This window comes from Desulfobacter latus (assembly GCF_013389365.1).
GTDB classification, from domain to species: domain Bacteria; phylum Desulfobacterota; class Desulfobacteria; order Desulfobacterales; family Desulfobacteraceae; genus Desulfobacter; species Desulfobacter latus.
On the sequence record NZ_JACADJ010000001.1, the window covers coordinates 1 to 24,650 of the forward strand.

The 24,650-nt window shown below is 51.6% G+C and carries 16 protein-coding genes and 1 pseudogene; 8 read left to right on the plus strand and 9 right to left on the minus strand.

Annotated elements, in window-relative coordinates; genetic code table 11:
• Positions 1 to 241: 241 nt before the first annotated feature.
• The 7 genes and pseudogenes from HXW94_RS00005 to HXW94_RS00035 all read left to right on the plus strand — a co-directional run.
• The gene (locus HXW94_RS00005; protein ID WP_178364851.1) at positions 242 to 1,429 is read left to right on the plus strand and encodes a nucleotidyltransferase domain-containing protein; all 1,188 of its coding nucleotides are present in this window, start codon (positions 242 to 244) and stop codon (positions 1,427 to 1,429) included.
• A 6-nt stretch (positions 1,430 to 1,435) separates the two neighbouring features.
• Positions 1,436 to 3,208, plus strand: a complete 1,773-nt coding sequence (locus tag HXW94_RS00010; RefSeq protein WP_178364852.1) for an ATP-binding cassette domain-containing protein — start codon at positions 1,436 to 1,438, stop codon at positions 3,206 to 3,208.
• The gene (locus tag HXW94_RS00015; protein WP_178364853.1) at positions 3,205 to 4,179 is read left to right on the plus strand and encodes an AAA family ATPase; all 975 of its coding nucleotides are present in this window, start codon (positions 3,205 to 3,207) and stop codon (positions 4,177 to 4,179) included. Before HXW94_RS00010 ends, HXW94_RS00015 begins: the two co-directional genes overlap by 4 nt.
• On the plus strand, positions 4,176 to 5,852 hold the full coding sequence (locus tag HXW94_RS00020; RefSeq protein ID WP_178364854.1) for a cobaltochelatase CobT-related protein: 1,677 nt from the start codon (positions 4,176 to 4,178) through the stop codon (positions 5,850 to 5,852). The genes HXW94_RS00015 and HXW94_RS00020 overlap by 4 nt, the downstream gene beginning before the upstream one ends.
• Before the next feature lie 2 nt (positions 5,853 to 5,854).
• Entirely contained in the window at positions 5,855 to 6,283 is a 429-nt protein-coding gene (locus HXW94_RS00025; protein ID WP_178364855.1) for a hypothetical protein, read from the plus strand.
• A gap of 200 nt (positions 6,284 to 6,483) precedes the next feature.
• Positions 6,484 to 7,776 carry an RNA-guided endonuclease IscB gene (gene iscB / locus HXW94_RS00030; protein WP_178364856.1) on the plus strand — a complete coding sequence of 431 codons (1,293 nt, stop codon included), beginning with the start codon at positions 6,484 to 6,486 and terminating at the stop codon, positions 7,774 to 7,776.
• A 102-nt stretch (positions 7,777 to 7,878) separates the two neighbouring features.
• Positions 7,879 to 8,373, plus strand: a pseudogene (locus HXW94_RS00035) (reverse transcriptase domain-containing protein); the annotation flags it as partial.
• Positions 8,374 to 9,041: 668 nt separating this feature from the next.
• Here HXW94_RS00035 and HXW94_RS00040 read toward each other — a convergent pair.
• From HXW94_RS00040 to HXW94_RS00060, 5 genes are all read right to left on the minus strand, one after another.
• The gene (locus HXW94_RS00040; protein ID WP_178364858.1) at positions 9,042 to 10,982 is read right to left on the minus strand and encodes an asparagine synthetase B family protein; all 1,941 of its coding nucleotides are present in this window, start codon (positions 10,980 to 10,982) and stop codon (positions 9,042 to 9,044) included.
• Between the two features lie 66 nt (positions 10,983 to 11,048).
• Positions 11,049 to 13,259, minus strand: a complete 2,211-nt coding sequence (locus HXW94_RS00045) for a B12-binding domain-containing radical SAM protein (RefSeq protein WP_178364859.1) — start codon at positions 13,257 to 13,259, stop codon at positions 11,049 to 11,051.
• A 1-nt stretch (position 13,260) separates the two neighbouring features.
• Complete coding sequence (locus HXW94_RS00050) at positions 13,261 to 14,184, minus strand: hypothetical protein (RefSeq protein ID WP_178364860.1); 924 nt, start codon at positions 14,182 to 14,184, stop codon at positions 13,261 to 13,263.
• Positions 14,184 to 14,570, minus strand: a complete 387-nt coding sequence (locus tag HXW94_RS00055) for a lasso peptide biosynthesis B2 protein (RefSeq protein ID WP_218576502.1) — start codon at positions 14,568 to 14,570, stop codon at positions 14,184 to 14,186. The genes HXW94_RS00050 and HXW94_RS00055 overlap by 1 nt, the downstream gene beginning before the upstream one ends.
• Positions 14,571 to 14,607: 37 nt before the next feature.
• Entirely contained in the window at positions 14,608 to 14,892 is a 285-nt protein-coding gene (locus HXW94_RS00060) for a lasso peptide biosynthesis PqqD family chaperone (protein ID WP_178364862.1), read from the minus strand.
• Positions 14,893 to 15,326: 434 nt separating this feature from the next.
• Between HXW94_RS00060 and HXW94_RS00065 the strand changes: the two genes are divergently transcribed.
• Positions 15,327 to 15,944: a GAF domain-containing protein gene (locus tag HXW94_RS00065; protein WP_178364863.1), complete on the plus strand. Its 618-nt coding sequence runs from the start codon at positions 15,327 to 15,329 to the stop codon at positions 15,942 to 15,944.
• A gap of 73 nt (positions 15,945 to 16,017) precedes the next feature.
• On the opposite strand, the gene HXW94_RS00070 is transcribed toward HXW94_RS00065, so the two are convergent.
• From HXW94_RS00070 to HXW94_RS00085, 4 genes are all read right to left on the minus strand, one after another.
• Complete coding sequence (locus tag HXW94_RS00070) at positions 16,018 to 19,167, minus strand: NAD-glutamate dehydrogenase domain-containing protein (protein WP_178364864.1); 3,150 nt, start codon at positions 19,165 to 19,167, stop codon at positions 16,018 to 16,020.
• A gap of 19 nt (positions 19,168 to 19,186) precedes the next feature.
• A complete protein-coding gene (locus HXW94_RS00075; RefSeq protein ID WP_178364865.1) occupies positions 19,187 to 20,137 on the minus strand; it encodes a helix-turn-helix transcriptional regulator in 951 nt (316 codons plus the stop codon).
• Positions 20,138 to 20,225: 88 nt separating this feature from the next.
• A complete protein-coding gene (gene gdhA / locus HXW94_RS00080; RefSeq protein WP_178364866.1) occupies positions 20,226 to 21,575 on the minus strand; it encodes an NADP-specific glutamate dehydrogenase in 1,350 nt (449 codons plus the stop codon).
• Between the two features lie 157 nt (positions 21,576 to 21,732).
• Complete coding sequence (locus HXW94_RS00085; protein ID WP_178364867.1) at positions 21,733 to 24,324, minus strand: PEP/pyruvate-binding domain-containing protein; 2,592 nt, start codon at positions 24,322 to 24,324, stop codon at positions 21,733 to 21,735.
• Positions 24,325 to 24,650: the final 326 nt, after the last annotated feature.

A 24,650-nucleotide genomic window follows, 5' to 3' on the forward strand; every position in this document is an offset into this window, starting at 1 on the left:
GACAAAACAGTACAGGGCATTAGCTGGAAATACTGCAGGCTGCTTCATGCATCTGACGGTTATTCTTACAATACGACGTGTTAAGGTCCGGTGCCTGGGCTACTATCTTAATTATAAGGAGGACGGCAATTCCTCCCCTGAGCTAAAGACTCAGGGGTTTCCTTGCCGCATTTTATGAAATTAAATTTGATTAACCCCCACAAAGTGGGTGAAACGATGATCAAGGCCATAAAAAAATAGTATGACTATATCTCAATTTCCGCCGGAACTTTCCCTCCTAACCACCTGCCTCAGGCAGTTCAACAGGGAGGCGCCTATCGATGGCTTTGAAAAACGGATCGGCAAGGGCATGGACTGGCACCTTTTTTTTCAGCTGGTGGAACGTCACCGTGTGGCTGTGCAGGCCTACCACAGCCTGAAAAGACTTCCCCAGGGGCATGTCGATCCCCATATTCTGAATCGGTTAAAAAATCAATCCGGACTTGTTGTCCAGAGAAGTCTGGCCATAACAGCACAACTGGCATCCCTGGCACAGCAATTTGACGATGCCCGGATTCCGTTCCTGGCGTTTAAAGGGCCGATTGCCGGGTATGATCTTTATGGAAATCCCGGTGTCAGACAGATGAGAGATCTGGATATCCTGGTCGATCCTGATCAACTGACCCGTGCAGAAACCGTTTTACGTGAACGGGGCTACCATAGGACGGTGCCGGATTTTACGATGACCGCCAGGCAGTTCAGCTACTACAAAAAGAACCAACACCACTTTGTGTATGCCCATCCCGAAAAAACCTGTGTGGTTGAGCTGCATTGGCGTTTGTTTAATAATCCGGCTCTGCTCCCCATGGAATACCGCACGCTATGGCAGCACAAAAGAGAGATCAAGGTGGGACATCAGCGTGTTCGTACCTTCGGGCCGGAACACACGTTCCTGATTTTAAGTATCCATGGATCAAAACATCATTGGAATCGCCTGTTCTGGCTGAATGACATCGCCCGCCTGATGCGAAAGGAGGTGATTTCGGACTGGTCAGAATTTATTGAAAGGGTCAAAGGGATGGGGCTTGAGCGTATGGTGGCCGAGGCAGTCTTCCTGTCTCACCGGATCTTGGGTACGTCTCTGCCGGAACCTGTTAGGCAGATAATCTCAGGCGATTCTGTCATTCAGAAAATGATCCATCGTTCTTTGTTTTTAATTGCTTCTCCAGAGGGACGGATATTCCCCTTTAGCCGGGCCTATTGGTACATAAGATGGCACAAGACATACCTGGTCCAAAATATCCGATATCACCTCTGGTATGCCGGTATGAATGCCGGGCCAAGACTTGGCGACATGAAAAATGTTCCCCTGCCTGACCCGTTATTTCCCCTGTATTATCTTATCCGTCCCTTTACCTGGTTTAACCGGTTTTTCATCCAGCGGAAATAATCTGCCGTGCTGAACCAATACCTTCGCGCCATTATCGCGTTTGATCTGAAAAAAATCTGTATCTCACTGGTCTTGACGGTTGCCCTGGGACTCGGCCAGGGGATCGGGCTGGTGATGCTGGTACCGCTGTTGACGCTTCTGGGCCTGGGTAAAACCGGAGAGCCTGCCGGCGGTATTTCCACGGCTGCAGTGGGGATTTTTGAATGGGTCGGCCTGCCGTTTACGCTTCTCAGCATCTTGTGTCTCTATGTGGTGATGGTTTCACTGCATGCCGCTGCCACCCGGTATCAGGCTGTCCTCAACACCCGCATTACCTCGGGATTCACCCAGGCGCTCCGCAACCGGATGTATCGTGCCCTGTGTCGGGCCGACTGGACCTGTTTCTTAGAGATGAAAACCTCAAGCGTGGTGCATGTCATGACCAGCGATCTCCAGAAAGTGGGTTTTGCCACCCAGCAGCTGCTGCAGTTGATCGGCACGGTCATGATCTCCCTGGTTCACATCGGGGTTGCCCTGCTTCTTTCTGTACCCATGACGCTGTTTGCCTTGGTGTGCGGCGGTATTTTCCTGATGATTCTGCGCCCCTTGAACAGCCGAGTCGGCCGGTTCGGGCACTATCTTCGTGATGCATCGGACAGCCTCTATGCCGCCTTAACAGAGCACCTGGGCGGCATGAAGGTGGTAAAAAGCTTAGGGCTTGAGCCTGAAAACATCCGCCGGTTTGAAACGGTCACCAACGATGTAACCCTTCAGACGGTGCGGTTTACCGCCATCAATACCGCGACCCGGATGTGGTATCAGGTCGGTGCGGCAACAGCCCTGTCCCTTTTTTTCTATTTTGCGGTAACTTTTGGCGGCATGGCCGCAACAGATCTCCTGATCATGATATTTCTTTTTGCCCGGATCCTGCCCCGGTTTTCAACCCTTCAGCAGCATGTCCAGCGGATTGCTCATGCCCTGCCCTCATTTAAAGGGGCTCTGGAGATGGAAAAACAATTTCAGACCCATCAAGAGGCCGTGATACCGGCGGGTGCAAAAAACCTCTCACTGAATCATGAGATCTGCTTTTCACAGGTCTATTTCCGATATCCTCAGACCAACGGGGCCTGGACCCTGGAAAACATCACCTGCTCCCTTCCGGCCGGAAAGACCACGGCATTGATCGGCCCTTCCGGTGGGGGGAAAAGCACTCTGGCGGATCTGCTGCTCGGTTTGATTACGCCGGACAGGGGCAGCATCACCATTGACGGCGTACCGCTCCAGGGTCCGCATATTCACCAGTGGCGGCGGACTGTCGGTTATGTGCCCCAAGACACCTTCCTGTTCCATGATACTGTCCGGGCCAACCTGATGTGGGCGATGCCGGAAGCCGAAGAAGCGGATCTCTGGCATGCCCTGTCCCAGTCTGCGGCAGAAGAGATGGTCAAAGGTCTTCCCGATGGACTGGATACGATTCTGGGTGATCGAGGTGTCCGCCTGTCCGGTGGAGAACGCCAGCGCATCGCTCTGGCAAGGGCACTGCTCAGGAAGCCCTCCTGCCTGATCCTGGATGAGGCCACTAGCGCCCTGGATCAGGACAACCAAGCCCGCATCATGGATGCGGTGTCACGACTCCATGGCCGGATAACGATTCTGATTATTGCCCATCGGCAGTCGACCATTCAGGGGGCGGACAAAATGATTGCGCTGCATAACGGTAAACTTTTACAGAAAACCAGGAACTTGAAGTCAATTACCCCTCGGCTGAAGACCAAGGGGCTTGAAAAGGCCCAAAAATGAATGATCATACCCCGGATAAAACCTGCCAGATTCGCCAAAGATTCGGCCTGGACACCGATCTTGAAGTCCCCTGTTTCAGTGCGCCTGGCGAGCATGTGCCAGACGTAGACCCTGATTATGTGCTGGATGCTTCCACCACGCTTTCCATACTGGCGGGGTTTGCCCATAACCGCCGGGTGCTGCTCCAGGGAAATCACGGCACGGGAAAATCCACCCACATTGAGCAGGTGGCGGCCCGGTTGAACTGGCCGTGCATCCGCGTGAACCTGGATGGGCACATCACCCGCATGGACCTCATCGGAAAAGACGGCATTGTGATTGAGAACCAAAAGCAGGTGACCCGGTTTCAGCCGGGCATCCTCACCTGGGCATTGGAACATCCGGTGGCCCTGATTTTTGATGAATATGACGCAGGCCGGCCGGATGTGATGTTCGTGATCCAGCGGGTTTTGGAAACCGATGGAAAACTGACCCTGCTGGACCAGAACCGGGTGATTACGCCCCACCCGGCTTTTCGCCTCTTTGCCACGGCCAACACCATCGGCTTGGGTGATGCCACCGGTCTTTACCACGGCACCCAGCCCTTGAATCAGGGGCAGCTCGATCGGTGGCACATCATCGCCGTACTCAATTACCTGCCTCCGGACCAGGAAAAGGCGGTACTCTTGGCCAAATGCCCGGAACTCAACACCCCCGATGGTCGGGAACAGGCCGAATCCATGGTGCTTCTGGCCAACCTTATTCGCAAGGGATTTGTGCAGGGAGATCTATCCACGGTTATGTCCCCCCGGACCCTCATTGCCTGGGCCGAGAATATGCGGATATTCAAAAACCGGGCACTGGCTTTTTCACTGACCTTTTATAACCGCTGTGACGACACAGAGCAGCCCCTGATCGCTGAATACTATCAGCGCTGTTTTGCAGAAGAACTCCCCCGGAGCGGAAAAAGTCCGGCTCTGTTTTCATCATGACGAACATTTCTCAACTCTCCGGCGCAACAGCGCCTGTGGGTCATGATATTATGCAGCAGGCCAATGCCGCTTGGGTCCGCACGCTTGCTGTTTCAGAACACCGGATAACGGAACAGGGGATATCAGATTATCCCGGCAAATCCGAGTCGGTTCACACCATCCGCGCCCAAGCCGATCTGGATGCCCTCTGGTCCCGCTACCACGATCCGCTCTGCCATGAAGCGCTGGGACTCAAGGACACGGGTACCAGACGGCTTCTGACAATACTGGAACGGGGCCGAATCCGGTCATTGGGCGCAAGTACCTTTCCCGGCGTGGGCCGGAACATGGCGAAACACATCTCGCTGGGGGGTCATCTCTTTACCCTGTTCGAGCAGTTGGAAGCCCTGGCATTTATCCGACTCTCCCCGGATTGTTTTTTGAGTTCGAAAGTCAGCCCGTTGCAAACCGAATTCGGTACACTGGATGATCTCTGGGAGAGACTTGCCGGTCTTGTTGAGGACCAGGAATCTTTCGGCCGTGAAGTGTTGGCGTTTTTGTTGGATACGTCGCCGGAAATCCACGTCCTTTTAAAGCGTCTGGCGACCGAAGCACAAAGGGCGGATCCTGATACGACGCCCACCATGCTGCCGGAAGATGGCCTTCCCCAGGAAATGCAACCGGACATTGAAAAAGAGCAGAACCCTCACGAGATCAAAGAAGAAACCCTGCTGGATCATAAAGGGGTGGCGTTCGATACTGATTACCGGGTATATACAACTGCCTTTGACCGGATAACTTTAGCTGAAACGCTTTTCAGCCCTGAAGAGAGAATATTTTACGCCCGGAAACTGGAACAGGAATCCATGTCCTACCGCCGCACCGTGACCCGGCTGGCCCGACGGCTCATGCGGCAGATCATGGCCTGGCAGCGACGTTCGTGGATTTTTGATCAAGATGAGGGGCGTCTGGACCCCAGACGGCTGGCAAGGCTTGCCGCGACCCCCCTGAACCATCGGATTTTCATGCGAGAGACCCAAGCGCCTTTCCCGGCCACCGTGGTGAGCCTGTTGCTGGATAACTCCGGGTCCATGAAGGGCCAACCCATTCAAATGGCGGCCATGACCGTGAAGGTGCTGTCAGAAGCCCTGGAACGCTGCGGGGTCAAAACCGAAATTCTCGGCTATACCACCCGCACCTGGAACGGGGGACGGGCCCGGAAACAATGGCAACAGGCGGGATTGCCAAGCCACCCCGGTCGACTGAACGAATCCCTGCACATTGTCTACAAATCTGCGGACACCCCCTGGCGACGGGCCCGGCACAACCTGGGGGGCATGCTGCACCCGGAACTGCTGAAAGAAAACATTGATGGGGAAGCCCTGGCGTGGGCCTGGGGCCGGCTCATGAACCGGCCGGAACCCCGCCGGATCATTATTATTCTATGCGACGGTTCGCCCCACGATGAAGCCACCCTTGAGGCCAATCCGCCGGATTATTTAACCCGTCACCTTCGGGATGTCATTGGCCGAATTGAGCAATCCCCCATCCAGGTTGCCGCCATTGGCATCCGGCATCAGGTGGGGCGGTTCTACAGCCAGGCCGTGTTTCTGGAAAAAATGGAAACGCTTGCAGAAACCCTCACCCGTCAACTTCTGCATCTTTTTGATCCTGACGCTGCTCCGGGGCTATAACAATGATTGATGACGGTGTGCTGATCAACCGGGTGGCTTCGGATGACATTCTGGATCAGGCCTATGACTGGGTGTGCAGTCGGCGCAGGGACTACTCCCACAACAGCGATATTTGGGAACTGAGACGGAACTGGCAGGACATTAAGCCGATTCTTCAGCAGGCTTTGCGATCGGGAAACTACTCATTTGGGACGCTGCGGGAAATCCGGACAGAATCAGGCAGGATGGCACTGTGGAATGCCCAGGATGCCTTAGTGTTGAAGGGGATGGCTCTGGTACTCGGAACGCATCTTAAAGGGATCATTTCGGACAACTGCCACCATGTGGAAGGACACGGCGGGGCAAAAAAGGCCATCAGAAATGCAACAGAAGCCCTTGTACCCGGTTCTCATGTGGTCAACTACCCCTCGGCTAAAGACCGAAGGGCTTGAAAAAGCCCCAAAGTTGACCAGTCTAAGTGCTTCGAGCACTACGTTAGATCGGAAACAGGTACCCTGGGGTGCTCGCCAGCTCCAGGTTCTACGGCAAGTGGTTAAACAGGTTTAAGGGGTTAAGCCGGTGCTGCTTGCGCCAAACCCGGTCATAACATTGACGAGGCAAACATTACCTTGGAAACAAGAGGATTTTTAAATTGAACGTATTTGTTCTGGATACAAACAAAAAACCGCAGAATCCGGTACATCCGGCAAAGGCAAGATTGCTTTTAACAGAAGGGAAAGCCGCGGTTTTCAGACAGTTCCCTTTCACGATCATTTTGAAAGAGACCGTTTTGGACGTGGCATCAAACCCATTGCGGATCAAGATTGATCCGGGCAGTAGAGAGACCGGAATTGCCGTGATTAATGACGATTCCGGAGAGATTGTTTTTGCCATGGAACTGAGACATCGAGGCCAACAGATCAAAAATAATCTGGAATCAAGACGAGCCATCAGAAGATCCCGGAGAAACCGGAAAACACGATACCGAAAACCGCGCTTTGATAACCGGACCAGGGCGGAAGGATGGCTGCCGCCTTCATTAAAAAGCCGGGTTCACAATATCGAAACCTGGGTCAACCGGTTATGCCGGTTTTGCAATATTCAGGCAATTTCAATGGAGTTGGTTCGGTTTGACATGCAGAAAATACAGAATCCCGAAATATCCGGTGTCGCGTATCAGCAGGGGGAACTCATGGGTTATGAGGTACGGGAATACCTTCTGGAAAAATGGGACAGAACGTGTGCCTATTGCGGAAAAACAGATATCCCATTGGAGATTGAACATATCGTGCCGAAATCGAAAGGCGGTTCCAACAGAGTCAGCAATCTGACACTGGCCTGTACGGCGTGCAACAGGAAGAAGGGGAACAAGCCCATAGAACAGTTCCTTTCAAGGAAACCGCGACTGTTGAAACGAATTCAAAAGCAGTCCAAAGTGCCGCTCAAGGATGCGGGCGCCGTCAACACGACCCGATGGGACTTGTTCCGTACCTTGAAAAAAACCGGACTGCCGGTTGAAACAGGCTCCGGCGGTCTGACAAAATTCAACCGGACGACCAGGGGACTTCACAAAACGCATTGGCTTGATGCCGCCTGTGTTGGGAAAAGCACACCTGAAAAGATTTTTCAGATCGACAAGGCCGTGTTGATTGTAAAGGCAGACGGTCATGGCTCAAGGCAAATGTGCAGAATGAACAAATTCGGATTCCCCCGGACAACAGCAAAGTCAACTGAGAAAAAAGTTAAAGGATTTCAGACGGGCGACATTGTCAAGGCGGTTGTCACTTCCGGCAAAAAGGTTGGAACGTACATCGGGCGTGTCGCTGTCAGAAAAAGCGGTTCGTTTAACATTAAAACAGTGGACAAAACAGTACAGGGCATTAGCTGGAAATACTGCAGGCTGCTTCATGCATCTGACGGTTATTCTTACAATACGACGTGTTAAGGTCCGGTGCCTGGGCTACTATCCTTAATTATAAGGAGGACGGCAATTCCTCCCCTGAGCTAAAGACTCAGGGGTTTCCTTGCCGCATTTTATGAAGTTACCCGGGGAATCTCATTGGGCTGTCCACTCTCCCCGCTTATGGGCGCACTTTACCTGAAACCTTTGGATGATGCGGTGGCGGAAACGGAACTCTTTTACGCCCGCTTTATGGACGACTGGGTCATTATCGCACCCAGTCGCTGGAAGCTGCGAAAGGCCGTCCGCATTGTCAATCAGACGTTGAACAGACTCAAGGTGGAAAAACACCCGGACAAAACCTTTATCGGCAGGGCCGACAAAGGTTTTGATTTTCTTGGATACCATTTGAGGCCTGAATCCATTGCACCATCTTGCCAAACCATCAAAAATCACGCTGAACAAATTTGCCGGCTTTATGAGCAGGGTGCGGATTATGTCCGCGTCCGGGAATACGTTCGACGGTGGATGATTTGGCTGCGAGCGGGAGTCCGCCGTTTATCAGTGGGTTTGTTTTATCTCCCGATCGTTATTTGGCTTTCGCCTGTTCTGCCTGACTGCGTCTGTCCTTTCGGCCACTAATTTCTTCGCTCCTTTTTCATTTCCCCTTGCCTATCTTCTTTCGCAACTTCAACTTCCGCCGAGTGCGTCCATGCTCTCGCCCGGATTGGTGCTGGTCCCATCGAGCAGTTGCAGGATTCTTCTTTGCGGCACCGCCCATTCCCCTCGGGTGGTCTCGGGTGGGATCATATTTGCCTTGTCTTTGATTGGAACTATTCTCTTATTCTCTGATCTATTACTCATCGTTCGGTTTCCTTCCTAAGAAAATCTATTATTATATCAATGTGCAATTGGGTAGGAATGGTTCAGAAATAACGTTCCCGTATTTATATCTCCGGGAGCGCGGGTGTCCCGCCCGCAGCAACGATGTAAGCGAGACGCCTGCGCTCCGAGGTTAAGTTATTTCCGCCTCCTCCTTAGTTCAAGCTAACTATATTTAGAACAACCCCGACTCTGTGCTATCGCAGGTTAGTTCATCTCAAGTTCCTCAGAAACTTAACTTTGGCCGTGATCAACGATTGAGCCAAAGCATTGCTTTCTAATTTAAGAGTGTAGGAATTTCCATTTCCCAGCACCCAGCACCCAACACCTACCAGCCCGCCCAAAGGGCGCTAATTTATTGATTAATCATTTTATTGAGGCGTTTGACCCCAGAAACAAATTACGGAAAAAATATAAGGTCAAACACATCACCGGTTACCGCCCTCAACATAGTGAATAAATGCCCCCACTGACAAGCCCCGAAGCAGACAGAGGCGATAGGTTTTAACAATATTATCCTGAGCCCAGCCCTTTTGAGGCCAATTTTCCACAAGTGTGCGCATGCGCTTCAGATCCAGATACCGGGGTACTTCAGTTGTGGATTCCAGCCGGTCCAGCCAGGCTTTGATTTCATCCCGGCCTGCCGTTGCGCCTTCATACCAGTCCACGGCCTGCAGCCCTTTGGTTTTGGCTTGCAGGATTTCCGGCGGCAGGATATGGCCGATCAATCGGTGTAAAAGCCGGCGGGACTGCCCGTTTTTAAAGTATTGATCTTCCGGGATAGCCAGGCAATAGGTCAGCAGGCGCAGATCGCTGGTGGGATCACGCATTTCGATTCCATCACCTCCGACACAGGCGCTCAAGTAATCCCCCGGATCCATTCGATAAATTACCGCCGTGCGCATTCGCCACCCATCGGCCCAGGGCCGATAGCTTAAATCCCACCCAGCCTGACAGGCCCGATCATGCAGATGGGTGCGGTTGATCAGATCGGGATGAATGGCCGTATAGTCATGAAGGCTTCCGCTCCCACGACCTTTCCAGGCGTTAAAGGCCCGCCAGAACGGCACCGGCAGAAAGGGTCCCAGCGACTGCATCATGGCTCCCCTGAGCCGCGTGTCCGTGTGTAGAGCCATGGCGTGAACTTCTTTCAACCATTCGAGAAACTGCCCCCTTCTCAGCAGATTGGGCAATCGGGGGCGACCGTCATAGGAAATGGTCATATTCCCCATCTGACCGGTCAACAACACCCTGGCTCCGCGCCGGGCGGCATCGGCCTGAATGCCCTCGATCCACACATGGTTACAGAGGTTCAAAGGTGCCCGGTCCAATGTTTCAACCTTTTCATGCAAACCGTCTACCGGGGTCCGGTTTTCCGGCCGAAACAGGATGTGGTCAATATTGGAAAATTTTGCCGCCAAAGCAGCGGCAGGCGGCCCTTCATCCCCGTGGCGACCCTTGGGAACCGGGCCGTCAAAGCCTTCCCGCGGCACTGAAGTGAAGGCCGTCAATCTCTTGCCCTGTGTTTCCAGCAAGCGTGCAGCTGTGGCGGTAACCGTGGAACTGTCCAGCCCGGAGCTGAGATGAGACGCCACACCGCCCGTACTGCGCAACCGACAAAAAACCGCTTTATCCAGCAGTTCACGGGCCGCTGCCACATAGTCATCATCGTTTTTCAGGTGTATCCGGTGTTCCGGGTCAAAAGCATGATAGCGATGTGTTCGAACGGAACCGTTTTCTAGGATCAAAAAATGCCCCGGTTCAATGCGATAAATGTCTTGGTAAAAACTTTCCGGCCCCTTCATGGGCAGCAGCGCCAGGTAGTCGGCCATGCGCGCCTCACAGAGTTGCCGGGGTACATCGGGAATGGCAAAAAGGCCTTTAGAGAGTGTTGCAAAGGCAAAAAAACGGTTGGTTTTGTGCCAGTACAGCGGTCGGAGTCCCAGCGGGTCCCGGGCCAAAAAAAGACGACGGGACTGCCGGTTCCAGACGGCAAAGGCAAAATCACCCAGGAGATAATCGAGGCACGCGTTATCCCACCGTTCAAAGGCTTTAAGTGCAAAGGCGCTATCTGCCATGATGCGGGATTGTCGGGGGGTAATATCCAGTTTATCGGCCAGTTCATCCCGGTTGTCGATGCGGCCGTCAAACACCACCACCCGGTTCCCGTCAGCGCTGATGAGCGGTTGCTCATCCATGGCATCTTCCGGCGTGATGCGGGACAGCATTCTCAGCACGCCGGCTCCCGGTTCTTTCCAGATATGCTGGGCATCCCGGCCATAGGGTTCCAGAATATTTTTCATCCGTTCCAGCACCCCTGGATCCACCGGTTTTTTATCAAAATAAATAATGCCTGCAATGGCGGTCATAACATACCCCTATTATTAGTGATCTGGGAAAATTGATTTTTTTTTTAAATCCATTGAAATTATTTGTCAACTTTCTGAAAACTTTTTGCGAAAAGCCATTTGGAATCCGATATGTTTCATTTGTTTGAGCAATTGGGGAAGTGTCTGTACCCAACTCTGCCCCATGGTGTCATAGGTTAATGCATTATAGGATGGTGGAATTTGTAAAACCTGATCGGATGCCAAAGTATCCCAGGGCTTTTCCATGCGTAATAGATCCATGGCATAATATACCGCACTGTTTATAAAAAAAATATTTTCACGCTTTTTGTTTTTTAGAAGATCTAATATCTTTAAAACGGTTATGGTATCACATTGATCTTCAAATCTCACCAATAGTTTAGGGTCATTTGTCATTTTACAAATTTGATTGATCCAGGCGATTGCATCCTCAGCTGTTCTGTCTTTGGGGATGTCAACCGCATATACGATTTCTGCTGACGTATTCCACGGTGAACGCTTGAATAACGTCTGCATCCCATTTGTTTGTTTTTGCGCCTGCACAACAGTCCCGGGAAGCACGATATATTGCTTTAAATAGGGTTCTTCCGTATGGTTAATTTTTTGACGACTCTCCATAAAAGGGAGCGATGCCGTTAATTGATCCATATTTTCCGGCAAAAACGGGTCTTCGGATTCAATGATAAGGTTAATTAAAATAAACGGATTGGCAGAAACAACACGATTCAAAAATGATTGGATCAAGGGGATCTCATTCTCAAAGCTTTCCATTTTAAACCATGCAGTAAAGGGCATATTGACAGTTGTTTCGGGGATGGATTCAAGGTCTATTTTGTTTGCGTCAATGCTGTCATTCCCAACACCATCCTGTCTATTTTTCATATCAATGATCAATTTGTTAAAGCCATTCATCTCACTGAGAGACGCCACTTTCTGCTCATCTGAAACATCAATACCAAAAATTAAACCGTTCAAATGGGAAAGAAAGGTATAGTTCACATCCGACTGTTGCGCCGGTATCCGTTGAAACCTCTTTTTAGCCTCTTCGATTTCTTTATTACGGATGGCAGCGGTTTCAATCAGGTAATACGGAGGGCGTTTCTGATGTTTCAGGCCCAGGGTTTCAGCCATGACATTGAGTTGGGTTCCGGGCATGATCATTAAAGGAAACGCCTGGATATACTTGACATTGTGATCATTCAGAAAATCGATGGTTTCTTTGTAATCAGAATAACTTTCACCGGGAAGCCCGATAATCGTATCAACATGGTAGGTTATGTCATAGGCTTCCAGCAATTTCAGGCCATGAAGAAATGATGCTTTATTCAGTCTGGGGCGACGAAGGATTTTGAGCGTCTCCTGATGAATGGTCTGAAGCCCGACCTCCAGAAATGTAAAATTGCACGCTTTTAACAATTTAACTTTTTCTTCAGTGAGATGTTCAGCATAAGCAAATCCAGAAAAACGGATATCCTGATTTGAAACAATGTCCTTAATTTGGGTAAAAAGAGGAACAAATTCAGGATGCAATGCGACATTGCTGTCGGTAAGCCTTACTTTTTGGACCTTTTGTTTTACAAAGTAGTCAATATCCGCACAGATTCTCTCAGCACCAAAATAACGAAACGGCAGGGTTGCTGTCTGGCAATATGCACAATGAAACGGGCACCCTCGATTGGTTTCATAGGAAATCATAGGATGATTTTTTACATTAATATAATCCAGCAAAAAAGGGGAACGGATCTGATCATGATTTTCCACATAATTTTTACCCGGGTTGACAACCGTCTTTTGATTTTTTTTGTAAAAAATTCCGGACAATTTCGCCAGATCAGGTGTACCGAAAAAAAACGATTTCAAAATTTCTACAAATATCGTTTCCCCTTCACCAAAACAACCACAATCAACAGCAGGATGTTGCAAAAGATAATGGGTTTCAGCACTCACTTCCGGCCCTCCCACCACAATCTTACTGTCAGGGCAGCGCTTTTTGATTTCAGAGGAGAGATAGAGGCTTCTTTTCGCATTCCACAAAAAAAGAGACCATCCGACAACATCTGGGGCTTTGGATGCAACCAGATCAATCAATCTGGCATCGGCCGAAAGGTTTGTATCATCTTCGTTCAGGATTTCAATATCAACCTTATCCAGCAGGCCTGCGGTAAATGCGGCTGCTTTGAGATACCCGGCTGCCAATGGGCTGTTTCCCCAATGTTTTTGAGTCTTAAATTCAGGGATCGGAAGTTGAATCAGGAGAACTTTAAATTTGGGTGTCATTTTACCAATGCCTTTTAACAAAATTCATGAGTTCACCCAGTCGAAATCCTTTTTGGGGCCGTGACAGCCTGAAAACAGGTACTGTGTCGGCTAAGGCCGCACACTGTCGAAAGTGGTCCTGTTTGGTCCCCATTTCTTCCAAAATCTCCGGTCGATAGGTGTTCTTGAGGATCGGCTGGATCCGCTTCATTCCGACCAGTGTTTCAATGTCAAATTCATCGCTATGGGTACTTTGCAGAATAAAAATAGAACGAATGGGTGCAGGGCTGTTTGCTCTACTATTAAAGGGGATAAAGTATTTGTTCAAATCCGGGGCCTGCCGAACCTGTTTAAGTCCCTCCGGGGAAGTCTCCAGTTTTTTCAGGGCATCGGCCCAAAGTTTCAGGCGGGGAAAGCCCGGAAGAACTTTGACACCGTTCTTTTTTTCAGCTGAAACAGCGCAGACATCATCCGCCAGGATGGGAAATCCCTGCTGCTGAAAAACGGCGGTCAGTGTGGATTTACCGATGCCGGACGGTCCGGCAAGAATCACGGCGCCCTGATCGGTCAACACCGCTCCGGCATGCAGAGGCAGGATATTTCTCTGGTGCAGCAGTGCGCCCATGACAGAGCCCATGAGGAAAAGAAGAATTTCTTCCGGAACGGCTGCCGGGGCCGCCTGAACAACGATTCGTCGGCCCTGGGTGACATGATATCCGGCAATGCCGTCCAATTTCAGTAGAAAAGTGTCGGGGCTGGCCTCATATCTTACCCCTTTGATTACGGCATCCGCCAGGGTATCAGGAATATCTCCATATTTGATGATCACATCGGGAACTCCCTGGATCGTCTCCATATCAAGGAGCGGGATTTCAGAAGCGATATTTAAACCAAATGCGTTGTATACGTCTGTGGTTTTTATGTCCGGGGCGGGTCGGGTCAGCATCAAGTCAGATCTCCAAATGTGCTGATGACGGTGAACCTGCCATGGCCTAAGCCGCCGGTCAGTATCCGGCTGCCGCAGCGCAGCCAGGCATGGGCGCTCAGCTCGTTATCCGCTTTTTTGGCAAGGCCAAGATAAAGGGTGGTGGGATAGCCCCGGCGTTTAAGCATGATCCGGGCGCTCATGGCCTGGGCCAGGCATTTGCTCTCCCACGGGGTAAACCGGGCAGCCGTGCGAACGGCCCATGATATCTGTAACGGACGGGTCATGTCCGGCAGTTCATAATCCGGTGTGATGGTCATGGTACGGCCCAGCAGGGGCGCAATCCGCCGGAAGGGGATCAGAAGGATAGCGGCCCGGGATAGCCCCAACCAGACATACGCCTCCAAAAAATGCCCCTGCTCCCGAGCTGAGCGACGGAAAAATTTACCGGTCAGCGTCAACAATCCGGATGGTGTTATCTGATGCCAGATCTTCGAGAAAAGAGAGAACATCTTTTTCACATACATCCCTTTCAACATCATAGCGGCTCATCATAATGTCACAGATTTCAGAAACCGTTATGGGTTTTTCCAGAAGCTCCCAGATTTTGCTGCCGATGGCATCCAGACCGGAATAGGTGCCGGCATCAATGCTCATCATCACGACTTCTCCATCCACTTCCGATGTCAGGACCTCGTCAGAGCGAGTAACCTTGGTGTCAAGTATCATAAGGCCTCCACATATCAATTGAAGCGATACAAAAAATAGTGATTCGTTTTCTATCAATAAAATGTACTTTATGTCAACCGTTGAAAGATTGGCATGATTTCCTTTGACCTTCTTGAATGAATCAGATATATTAAAAGCCATATCAAATTAAACGGTTGACCATCACTCTATCTTAATTATTGCTAAGCATAACTGACTGCACAACTGATTTTTGTTCGCCTTTACTTTTCCTGCATCGTGGTTGTGTGATTATTATGTGTCCCTGAAACCACCTTACGACGCGCTTAAACCGGTTTGATTTTATTATGAAACGCTCTGTACCCCCAAGAGATGTTTCAATTTTCGTTGTGGGTTGAATCTCGCTGAAATATCAGATCAGCCCGTGGTTGTTATCATGACATCTTTTAATTTTAAAAGAAGAAAAGGAGAAAGCTATGGAGACCCACGAACTTCATTACGAAACCCTTACCCGTTTGACCACTGCGATTTCCCAGAGTAAAGATCCGGAGGAAGTTGCCATGCTCACCGCCGAAAGTGTGAAAACCGCGTTCAATGCCAAAGGGTGCTGTGTTTTTCTGGTCAACCGAGAGACCGGAGAGTTAGGCCTGGTGGGATCTTTCGGTTTGAGCCGGGAGTATCTTGAAAAAGGCCCGACTTATTTTAAACAGGCAATCAAAGAAGCCAAGGATGCAGTTCCCATTGCTATTTACGATGTCATGGATGATCCCCGGATTGAGTATCCTGAAGAGGCGAAAAAAGAAGGAATCGCCTCGTTGCTGGGGGTGCCCATTATCAGCCATAATAAAGTTATTGGTGCATTGCGGGTTTACACTGCCGAACCATGGGAATTTTCACAAGAAGATGTCACCATGATCCAGGCGGTTGCCTTGATCTGTGGTATGGCCATGGATATGTGCCGGATGTACAAAGGGTATAAAACCAGCATTGAGGTATTGAAGAATATGAGGGATTCATCAAGTTTTAATGTTAACAAATGGACCCCGTATGAAGGCGTCCCGACCAGTGTTGATCAGTCTATTTGCGACTATTAGTCAATAAAAGGCGCTTAGCGGTTGCATGGGAATCTCCTTGCAACCGCTTTTGAGTTTAGCGCCATGGTCAAGGTTATGCCTTTTGTCGAGGGGCGGTGGGGGAAGCAACCAGGTCTGCCACTGTGCCGGTAAAGTCTTTTTCCAGCGCAGCCATAAAATTTTTCCATTCCAGACCAAACCGGTAAAAGGCCATAGCCGCCAGTTTTTTGGTGATGATGGCGTCCCGGTATTCCTGCATGGCATCGGTATTCAGAATGTCTGTGATCCGCTTTTTGCCCATTAGCTTGACCAGGGTCTTGGGAATATAGGCGGCCAGAATTTTCCAGACCAGGGTTTTCTGTTTTAGTATGGTGTTGAGCCGGCCGCGGAATATTTCCTGAAGGTCCAGGATTTCTTCTCCGGCCTTGTCCGATTGGGCAAAGAGCGGGATGTCCGGATTTGCTTTACAGCGATGGATCAATATCTTTGTTTCCGCGGCGGCATGGGTTTCGATAAGCGTTAGGATTTCCTGAATCAGGTCACTGCATACGCCGGTATTTTCAAGTATGGCGGCTTCGTATTGGTCCCCGAGAAGGAAACCCGGCAGGACTTCGGCCATGACCGAAGAGAATACGCCGCCTTTGTTGGCAGTGGTCTCCTTGAGATGACGGATGTCGGTGTTTGCGGCAATATGCCGACGGGCATCGTTGTCGAAAAAAAGGCCGGCACCTTCCACGATGAACTCAAGTTCCTTGAAATTTTGCAGAAAGGATGTGACGGTTCTTCCGGTGACGCCTTCTTTGAATCCGCCGCAGGGCAGGCAGGCCCGGATATCGGCCCTGCGGATGTACGCTCTCATTTCCGGGTTAACGAGAAAATTCCTATGGAAGAGGGCGCTCTCTTCGACTACGGTACCATCGGGCAGGAAGATGCGCGCAGCTGTGGCCGGTACTTTGAATCCCTCGGGAGAGAGCAAATCCGAAGGAAAGGCCAGGGTGCCGGCGGCAATGCCGGTACGGGCGGCTAAGGCCAGCTTTTCCAATTCGCCGGGATCCAGGCCGGCCGGGTCAAAGAGCAGGGCCTCATTGTCTATGGCCAGGCAGATCCGCCCCTGGTAGCAGAGCAGTTCATTGCCCCCCAACCGGCCGCCGGGTCCGCCGATGACCATGAGATTCAAATCTTTTTCCCGGGCGTTATCGTGGTGGATCAGGGTCCGGAAGGCCGCCAGCCTGGCCGTGGTGGTCATGCCCAGAGTTTTAATCTTTCCACTGATTCTTTCCGAAAGTTTTTCCAGATCCTGGGTGACCAGCTGGGATTTTCCGTTGATTTGCAGGTCACTCAGGCCTTCTCCGGCCGGCAGCAGCCCGAACAATTTGCCGTTGTTCAGCAAGCCGTAATTGTCGTGCAGGATGCCGCAACCTTTTTCCGTGGCAATGGTCCGCCAGTGAGGATAGCCCCGTTCCTTTGCCCTGAGGGCCACAGTATCCATGAGGCCGGCCGTGCCCCGGTCCGGTTCGAAAAAGAGCATTTCAGGTCGGCCGTAATAATCCACGACAGTCTCATTGGGAAGCGTGAGATCCAGAATACCTTCGGTGAAGTCCAGTACGGCATCCCTGGGGTATTCCCCGTAAACCGGGTGAAGAACGATCACGCCTGCCGCGCCGTCTTCGCAGATATCCTTATGTTTGAGCCGGCGGTCCCGGGGGCCCAGGATAAAGCTGAGCCGGGCCGCATTTTCCATCTGTCTTTCGTGGGACGCCGGACCGCTTGTTACCAGACGTAACCCGCCCCGGGCAATGTCGACGGATCGCATATGGATGCCGGCGGCATAGTGGCCGTTGATAAAGAAAATTCCGTAGACCGGCCGGTTGTATACCAGGGTGTCCAAAATGCCGCTGTCCAGACGGAAGCTGTAGGCCCGTTTGCCCGGGGTGTAAAAATTGGTTTTCTGGCAGTTGGTCACAAGTTTTGCCATGAACCGGAAGATTTGCAGGGCGGTGGGGTGTTCTGTGAGACGGGTGCGGCACATCCGGTGGAACGTGTCAAGTTTTTCCGAGGGGGCCTCTGTCGATTGACGTGGCATCAGGGCCGGATCAAAGCGTTGGGCAAATAATTGATATAACGCTTTGAGCAGGCAGGGGTGGGCCATCGCAGCCGTTTCAATGGCTCGGGCGTCAAAGGCGGTCCGGGCCGCTTTGTGAATCCGATCGGCAAAGGCTTCTTCACAGGCCTTGTCATCCAGACGGGACATGATGGCACGATCGCTTTGGGCCTTGCTTTCCGAAAAAATAAATATCCGGGCAAAGTCAATGGCATTGCCGGCAAAAAGCATTTCTTTGTAAGTCAGTTTATTTTCCACGTAAAGATTTGTAACCGATCCGACACGAAAGGCCAGGAAATCCTGGATATCCCGGGTCAGTTCGGTTTCCTGGGTCCGTGAAATTTCTCCCCGGATATAGAGGGAACAAATGGACGTGGGCACATCGGTGCCGTCCCAATACGGTTCCCAATAGGCCCGCATGAGGGTGAAACCGTGGTCCTTGAGCAATTGCCGGAAGATGGGGATTTGGGGGGTGGCAAAATTTGAGTTAAACATGATCCGGGTTTCTGCGGTGGCCGGCAGATTAAAGGCTTTCACCAGGTGGGGTACCGATGCCTTACAGTCCTTTAGAAACTTTTTATACCGCATGCGGGTGGCTTCGGGGGTGGCAGTATAATCCCCGGCGAGATTAAAAAGAAAAGGAGACGCCTTGAATTCATGTTTGGTAAAATCATTTACTGTTTCCGGTCGAAAGATATAGGTGTAGTATTGATTCTCCCGGCTGTAGTAATATTCCCTGCGGTGCCCGGATATCATGTTTTCCATAAGTTTTTCCATGACATCCCGGGTTTCCCGGGTCGCGATGCGGACCCGCTGGACCTCACTGCCTTGCCCCAGGTCAAAGTCAATGTGGGCGACCCGGCCCACCAGAACCACCCGGTCATCCTGGAGGGCAATACTGGAGGTGATGGAGGAGAGGATCTGTTTGAGGGACTGTTTGGTGATATTTTCAAAAAAATAGCTGGGAAGCCCCAGATCATTGAGCAGGATACCTGCGGCCAGATTGATGCAATGGGCTGTGATCAGGCCCTGGGCGGAAAGGTCGATAACCGCTTCGTAGAGAATCCTGATGTTAAGGTTGAGTGCGTCGGCGCGGTCAATGATATGGGGGGCCTGGCTGATGTCGGGCAGCAGGTTGGACATGGGTGTGCCTCCATGCGGGTTACAGGCCGGACAGGTAAGATGTCAGGTTGATTTGTTTATTGGTGATGCCCAGCTTTTTGCGGATGTGGTTTCTATAAGTTTCCACGCTGCGGTAGGAGAGGTTGAGCATTTTTCCGATTTCCTTGGAACTTAGACCGGTGCGGATCATATTGCAGATTTCGTTTTCCCTGGGGGTGAGGCGCTGGTGAAGTCGGCATATTTTGGTACCAAATGAAGAGGTCAGCTGTGCGATGTTGTCTTCCAGCAGTTTCAGGTATTCTTTGTCCAGATCCGACCCCTGTTCTCCCATTTTTTTGACCAGGGGCAGCAGCAAATTTTCCACATTGGCCAAGACCCGCTTTTCCAGGTCGACTTTTTCTTCTCGCAGCTGGCTCATTACTTCCCGCAGGGCAATATTTTTTTCCTTGAGTTGCTGATTTTGTTCCTTGAGCTTGCGCCGTGATTCCCGCAGTTCGGCTTCTGCCTGTTTCCGCTTGCTGGTTCGCCCGAGCAATTGGGCTATCGCATCAATCAGTGAGCGTTCTTCGGCCAGAAACGGTCCCTCATCCATGTCGGGCCGCTTTTCAAGGTAGCAGACCGTGAGGATACCAATGGGCTCACCATAGGCCGTAATTTCCGCCTGCTGTTTCCAGAAGGTGTTTTTGTAATTGTCGGTGCGAAAACTCTGGTCGTTGATAAGGAGCTGGGCGCATGTAATCTCCGGGTACTGCCAGGAGGGGGGAATAATATTCACCACCTGCTGGAAGGTATCTTCCAGGGAGAGTCCGGTTTGTTCCAGAATTTTGGAAATACCGTACAGGCAGTTAATTTCCTTCATACGTTCCTGGAGCTTGTGGGCCTGCTGCTTGAAGATCAACTCCATGCGCCGGTGGTCTTGCTCCAATTGCTCCAGTTCCCGGTTGCGGCGGACCAGGGCATCAATGTCTGGCTGCTCCACGGTGTGATTCATTTCCCCCCCCCCAAGCGTTTTCCAGCCGCCCGGATACGGACAGGGCGGCTGATTCCGATATGAACCGGATATACCAGGAATTTACAGGCTAGACAAGACCCTGATCCAGCATGGCGTTGACGACCTTGGTAAAACCGGCAATGTTGGCCCCGGCCACGTAGTTGCCTTTCTCGCCGTATTCGGCACAGGCGTCCACGCAGGAGGTATGGATGGATTTCATAATGTCGTGCAATCTTTGATCGACCTCTTCCTTGCCCCATTTCAGGCGCATGGCGTTCTGGGACATTTCCAGGCCGGATACGGCTACACCGCCGGCATTGGCTGCTTTGCCCGGCGCGTAGAGGATTTTGTGGTCCACAAAAATGTCGACGGCGTCCGGGGTGGAAGGCATGTTGGCGCCTTCAGATATGACAAAGACCCCGTTTTCAATAAGGTTGCTCGCATCTTTGCCGTTGATTTCGTTCTGGGTGGCAGAGGGGAAGGCGCAGTCGGCCTGAATGTTCCACAAGGGATTGTAATCCAGGCCGGCATCTGTTTCAGTGTATACGGCTTCCGGATATTTTTCAGCATATTCCTTGATTCGGCCCCGCTTGATGTTTTTCAATTCCATGACCCAGGCCAGTTTTTCCCGGTCAATGCCTCTTTCATCGTAGATAAACCCGGTGGAGTCCGACAGGGTGACAACCTTGCCCCCCAGATCCAGGATTTTTTCCACGGTGTACTGGGCCACGTTGCCGGAACCGGAAACCAGGCAGATTTTATCTTCCATACTGCCATGGCGGGTGGCCAGCATTTCAGCGGCAAAATAGACCGCACCATAGCCCGTGGCTTCCGGGCGGATGAGGCTGCCGCCCCAGTCCAGGCCCTTTCCTGTAAGCACCGGGGAAAATTGATTGGTCAGTCGTTTGTACTGCCCGAAAAGAAAGCCGATTTCTCTGCCGCCGACACCGATGTCCCCGGCGGGTACGTCGGTGTCGGGGCCGATGTGGCGGTAAAGTTCGGACATGAAAGACTGGCAGAAGCGCATGACTTCATTGTCGGATTTTCCTTTGGGGTCAAAGTCGGACCCGCCTTTGCCGCCGCCGATGGGCAGGGTGGTCAGGGCGTTTTTAAAGACCTGCTCAAATGCCAGGAATTTGAGTATGGACAGGTTTACCGACGGATGGAAACGCAACCCGCCCTTGTAAGGGCCGATGGCCGAGTTCATTTGGATGCGGTAACCGCGGTTAACCTGGACGGTGCCGGTGTCGTCTACCCAGGGTACCCGGAAGATGATGACCCGTTCGGGTTCGGCCAGGCGCTCCAGGATTTTGGCCTGGCGGTATTCGAGGTTCCGGTCCAGTACAGGTTGTACCGTCTCGATCACTTCCTGGACGGCCTGGTGAAATTCTTTCTGATCGGGGTCTTTGGCTATGATTTTATCCAGTTCTTCTGACATGGTCTACCTTTCTTCTGTGAGTAAGTATTGTAAAATTGGGTTAATGAGATCAACGCACGAATGGGGTCTAACGAATAAGGTATCGTCTAAACGCGGTATAGTCGACTCTAATTGTATTGTTAGGTTGCATCCATAAAAATGATCGGCGCAGGAGAACTCATTCTGCCTGTATGTGATTGTCTGCTTTGCCGGCGTTAATGATGACACTGCGGGAATGTTTTCCATCGACTTTAATCAGCAGGGGGCGTTTCAGGCGCATGTGGCGGATAAACCCCTCATCCCGGACAGTGCGGCAGCCGGTGAGATGTTCCAGGTCGATGCGGTCTGCTGCCCCGGGATTCACGGTGATATAGGGCACGCCCTGGGACGTGATGGTGTTAAAAAAATGGGAGCCTTTGGAGGCATCGGCATGGATGGTGCCGTCTCGAATTTCCACAATGGCACCGGCGCCGGAGATCTGCTGCCAGTCTACAGGGATCCCCAGCCAGGGGTCCGATGATCCCCATCGGCCCGGCCCGGCCAACAGAAAGCGGCGGTTGTTTTTGGCCAGATCTGCATTGATACGGCTGATCTGCTGTGCCATATCCGAGGTTTTGCTTCCTTCAAAGGTTTCCGGGTTGACATAGACGATGTCCCGAATGGTGTCCAGTGTGCAGTTCCCCAGGGCCGAGGTGGAGACACAGACGGCTTCGTCAAGATCTTTTTTGGTGATCAGGCTGGTGTCCCGTGGACTGAACATGGGCCGGACCTGGACCAGGGAAACGTTCCAGGGGTCGCCTGATTTTTCGGGGATGTCGGCGGTAAACTCCAATTCTATTGGGCCGCCGGCATCATGGGCCAAAGCCTTCATGAGATCGTTTACCAGGGCGGTAAGGGGTGGCGTCCCGTATTTCAGAACCTGGGCAAAGGTGAGGATTTTGGGGCCTTTGCAGTACCAGGTATCCCGAATCCGGTCTTCGACAGGCAGATAGGTTGAGGTCAGGGTTTTGACCGGCGCCTCTTCTATGGCCTGGGCCAGGTCCCGGCGTTCCAGGTTGGAACACATGCCGAAGCGCAGGGTATCCGGATAGCCTGCCATTCTCAGGGCATAAAAGCTGTTTTGTGTGTTTTCCAGAAAATCCCGGGTGCTGGAAAACTGGGGTGTGGCCTGGGGGTGTTCGGGAAAAACCCTGAAACTCTGCTCCCCCTGGGCCAGGGTACGCCCTAATCCCAGCGCCAGGTTCAAGACCCCCTCATCAGCTTTGGCATTGGCCGCAGGATAAAAATTCAGGGAATGGGCCGTGCCTGAAATGGCTGGGTAGAAAAAGTCTCCGTATTGGCTGCCGGCGACTTCCTGGATCATAACGGCCATGCTGTCCCTGAAGGGGTGAACTGTTGTGCTGCGTACAAAGGCCTGGGCTTTTTTATAGTATGCCGAGGCATAGACCAGCTTGACTGCGGTGGCAAGGTGCGATAACCGCATGTCAGGGTCGGCATGGTTGTTGGGGATCATATAGGTTTTGTGTAACCCGGCGCAGGGGTGGTTGACGGCATCTTCCAGAAGGCTGGAGGAGCGCACGACCAGGGGGACACTGTTCGCAGCCAGATAGGTTTTTAAATGCCGGAGAACCTCCCGGGGCAGGGGGGCGTCGATGAATGCCTGGACCAGTTCCGTCAAGGGGCGGTCGGTAAGTTCGGCCAGGCCGTTGTCACGGATAAAGTCGTCAAAAATGTCTGTACAGAAGACCAGGGCCTCTGGGATGTTGACGGCCATTTCCGGATAAGCCGTTCCAAGGTCGGGGCGGCGGTCAAGGGTCTGGGCCAGAAAGGCCAGGCCCCTGGCTTTACCACCAATGGATCCGCGTCCGATTCTGGTAAACCCGGCAGGACTTATTTGAACAGGATACGGGTCTTTGGCGTGGGGGGGGCTCCCCTGGGCCGGGCGGTCTGATGCCAGGCTGTGGAAAAATTCATGGAGGTCCCGGTCCAGCTGGTTGCCATTTTTATCCAGAAAGGGGACTGAGATGCCTTGGGCCATTTTTTTGTTTGCACTTTCCGCACTCATGAGCATGATGGGGAGGCCGGGCATTTCCCTGTGAATGGTTGACAAAATGTCAATGCCGGCCTCGGGTGCCTCTTTTCCCTGAAACGGCAGCCGGGTATCGGAAAGAACACAGTCAAGGCGTTGGCCCAATTCACGGAACCGCTCCATGGCGGTTTCATGGGATCCGGCCAGGACAAGCCCGGCACCGGGGAAGGCGGCGTCTATGCCTTTATATATTTCAGGAAGCAAAAACGAGGTGTATTCAAGACTGTCTTCCACCAGGAGAACGGCACGGCGGGTGATGTCCTTGCAGCGTTGGTCTTCAACAAAACGAACCATCGCCTGGAAGAGTTCAGGTGTTCCGGACCAGATAAAAATGTGACCGGCTTCCCGTTCTAAAGGCTGAATTTTGCAACAGCCCGGCTGCACCAGGAAGATGACCTGCAGGCCGGAACAAAGGGACTTGAGATGCTGTACCGTTATTCCTGTGCTGTCATCCAGGGCCTCAATTTCAATGAAAAGGAGGTCAAAAGTCTTTTTACGAAGCAGTTCGGCAGCCTCTTCCATGGAAACCGCGTGGGTGATCTCCCAGGCAGACGGGTGGATATCCACTTTCAGTCCCGGCAAATGGTAAGGCGCGGAAACAAAGAGGATATTCCTTACTTGAAAACCGGGAGGGGATGAATTTTCAGATCCGGCGTTTATTTTTTTTGTAATTTTATCCATTTTTATTCATTTCGGCCTATTTAAAGTTTTTAACATGATAAAAATGCGATGTTTTGCATTTGCTTTATAATTAATGTTTTTATTTGAATATCAAAAAGAAAACAACGCGATAAAAATTAGATTAAAATGCGTATAAAAACATCGTAGTTAAAGGACTTTGCAGGCAAGCTAAACCGCTCTCAAGTCCCGTTGAATGGCGGTTTCGACGTTCGGATATGATTTTGGGGAAGGGCCTGGGGCGACTGACCAAACAGCCTCCCGGCCTGAGATGGGCGCTTAAAAATCAAACATTCAGTTCCCCCTACACACCCTGGTGAAATATTGCT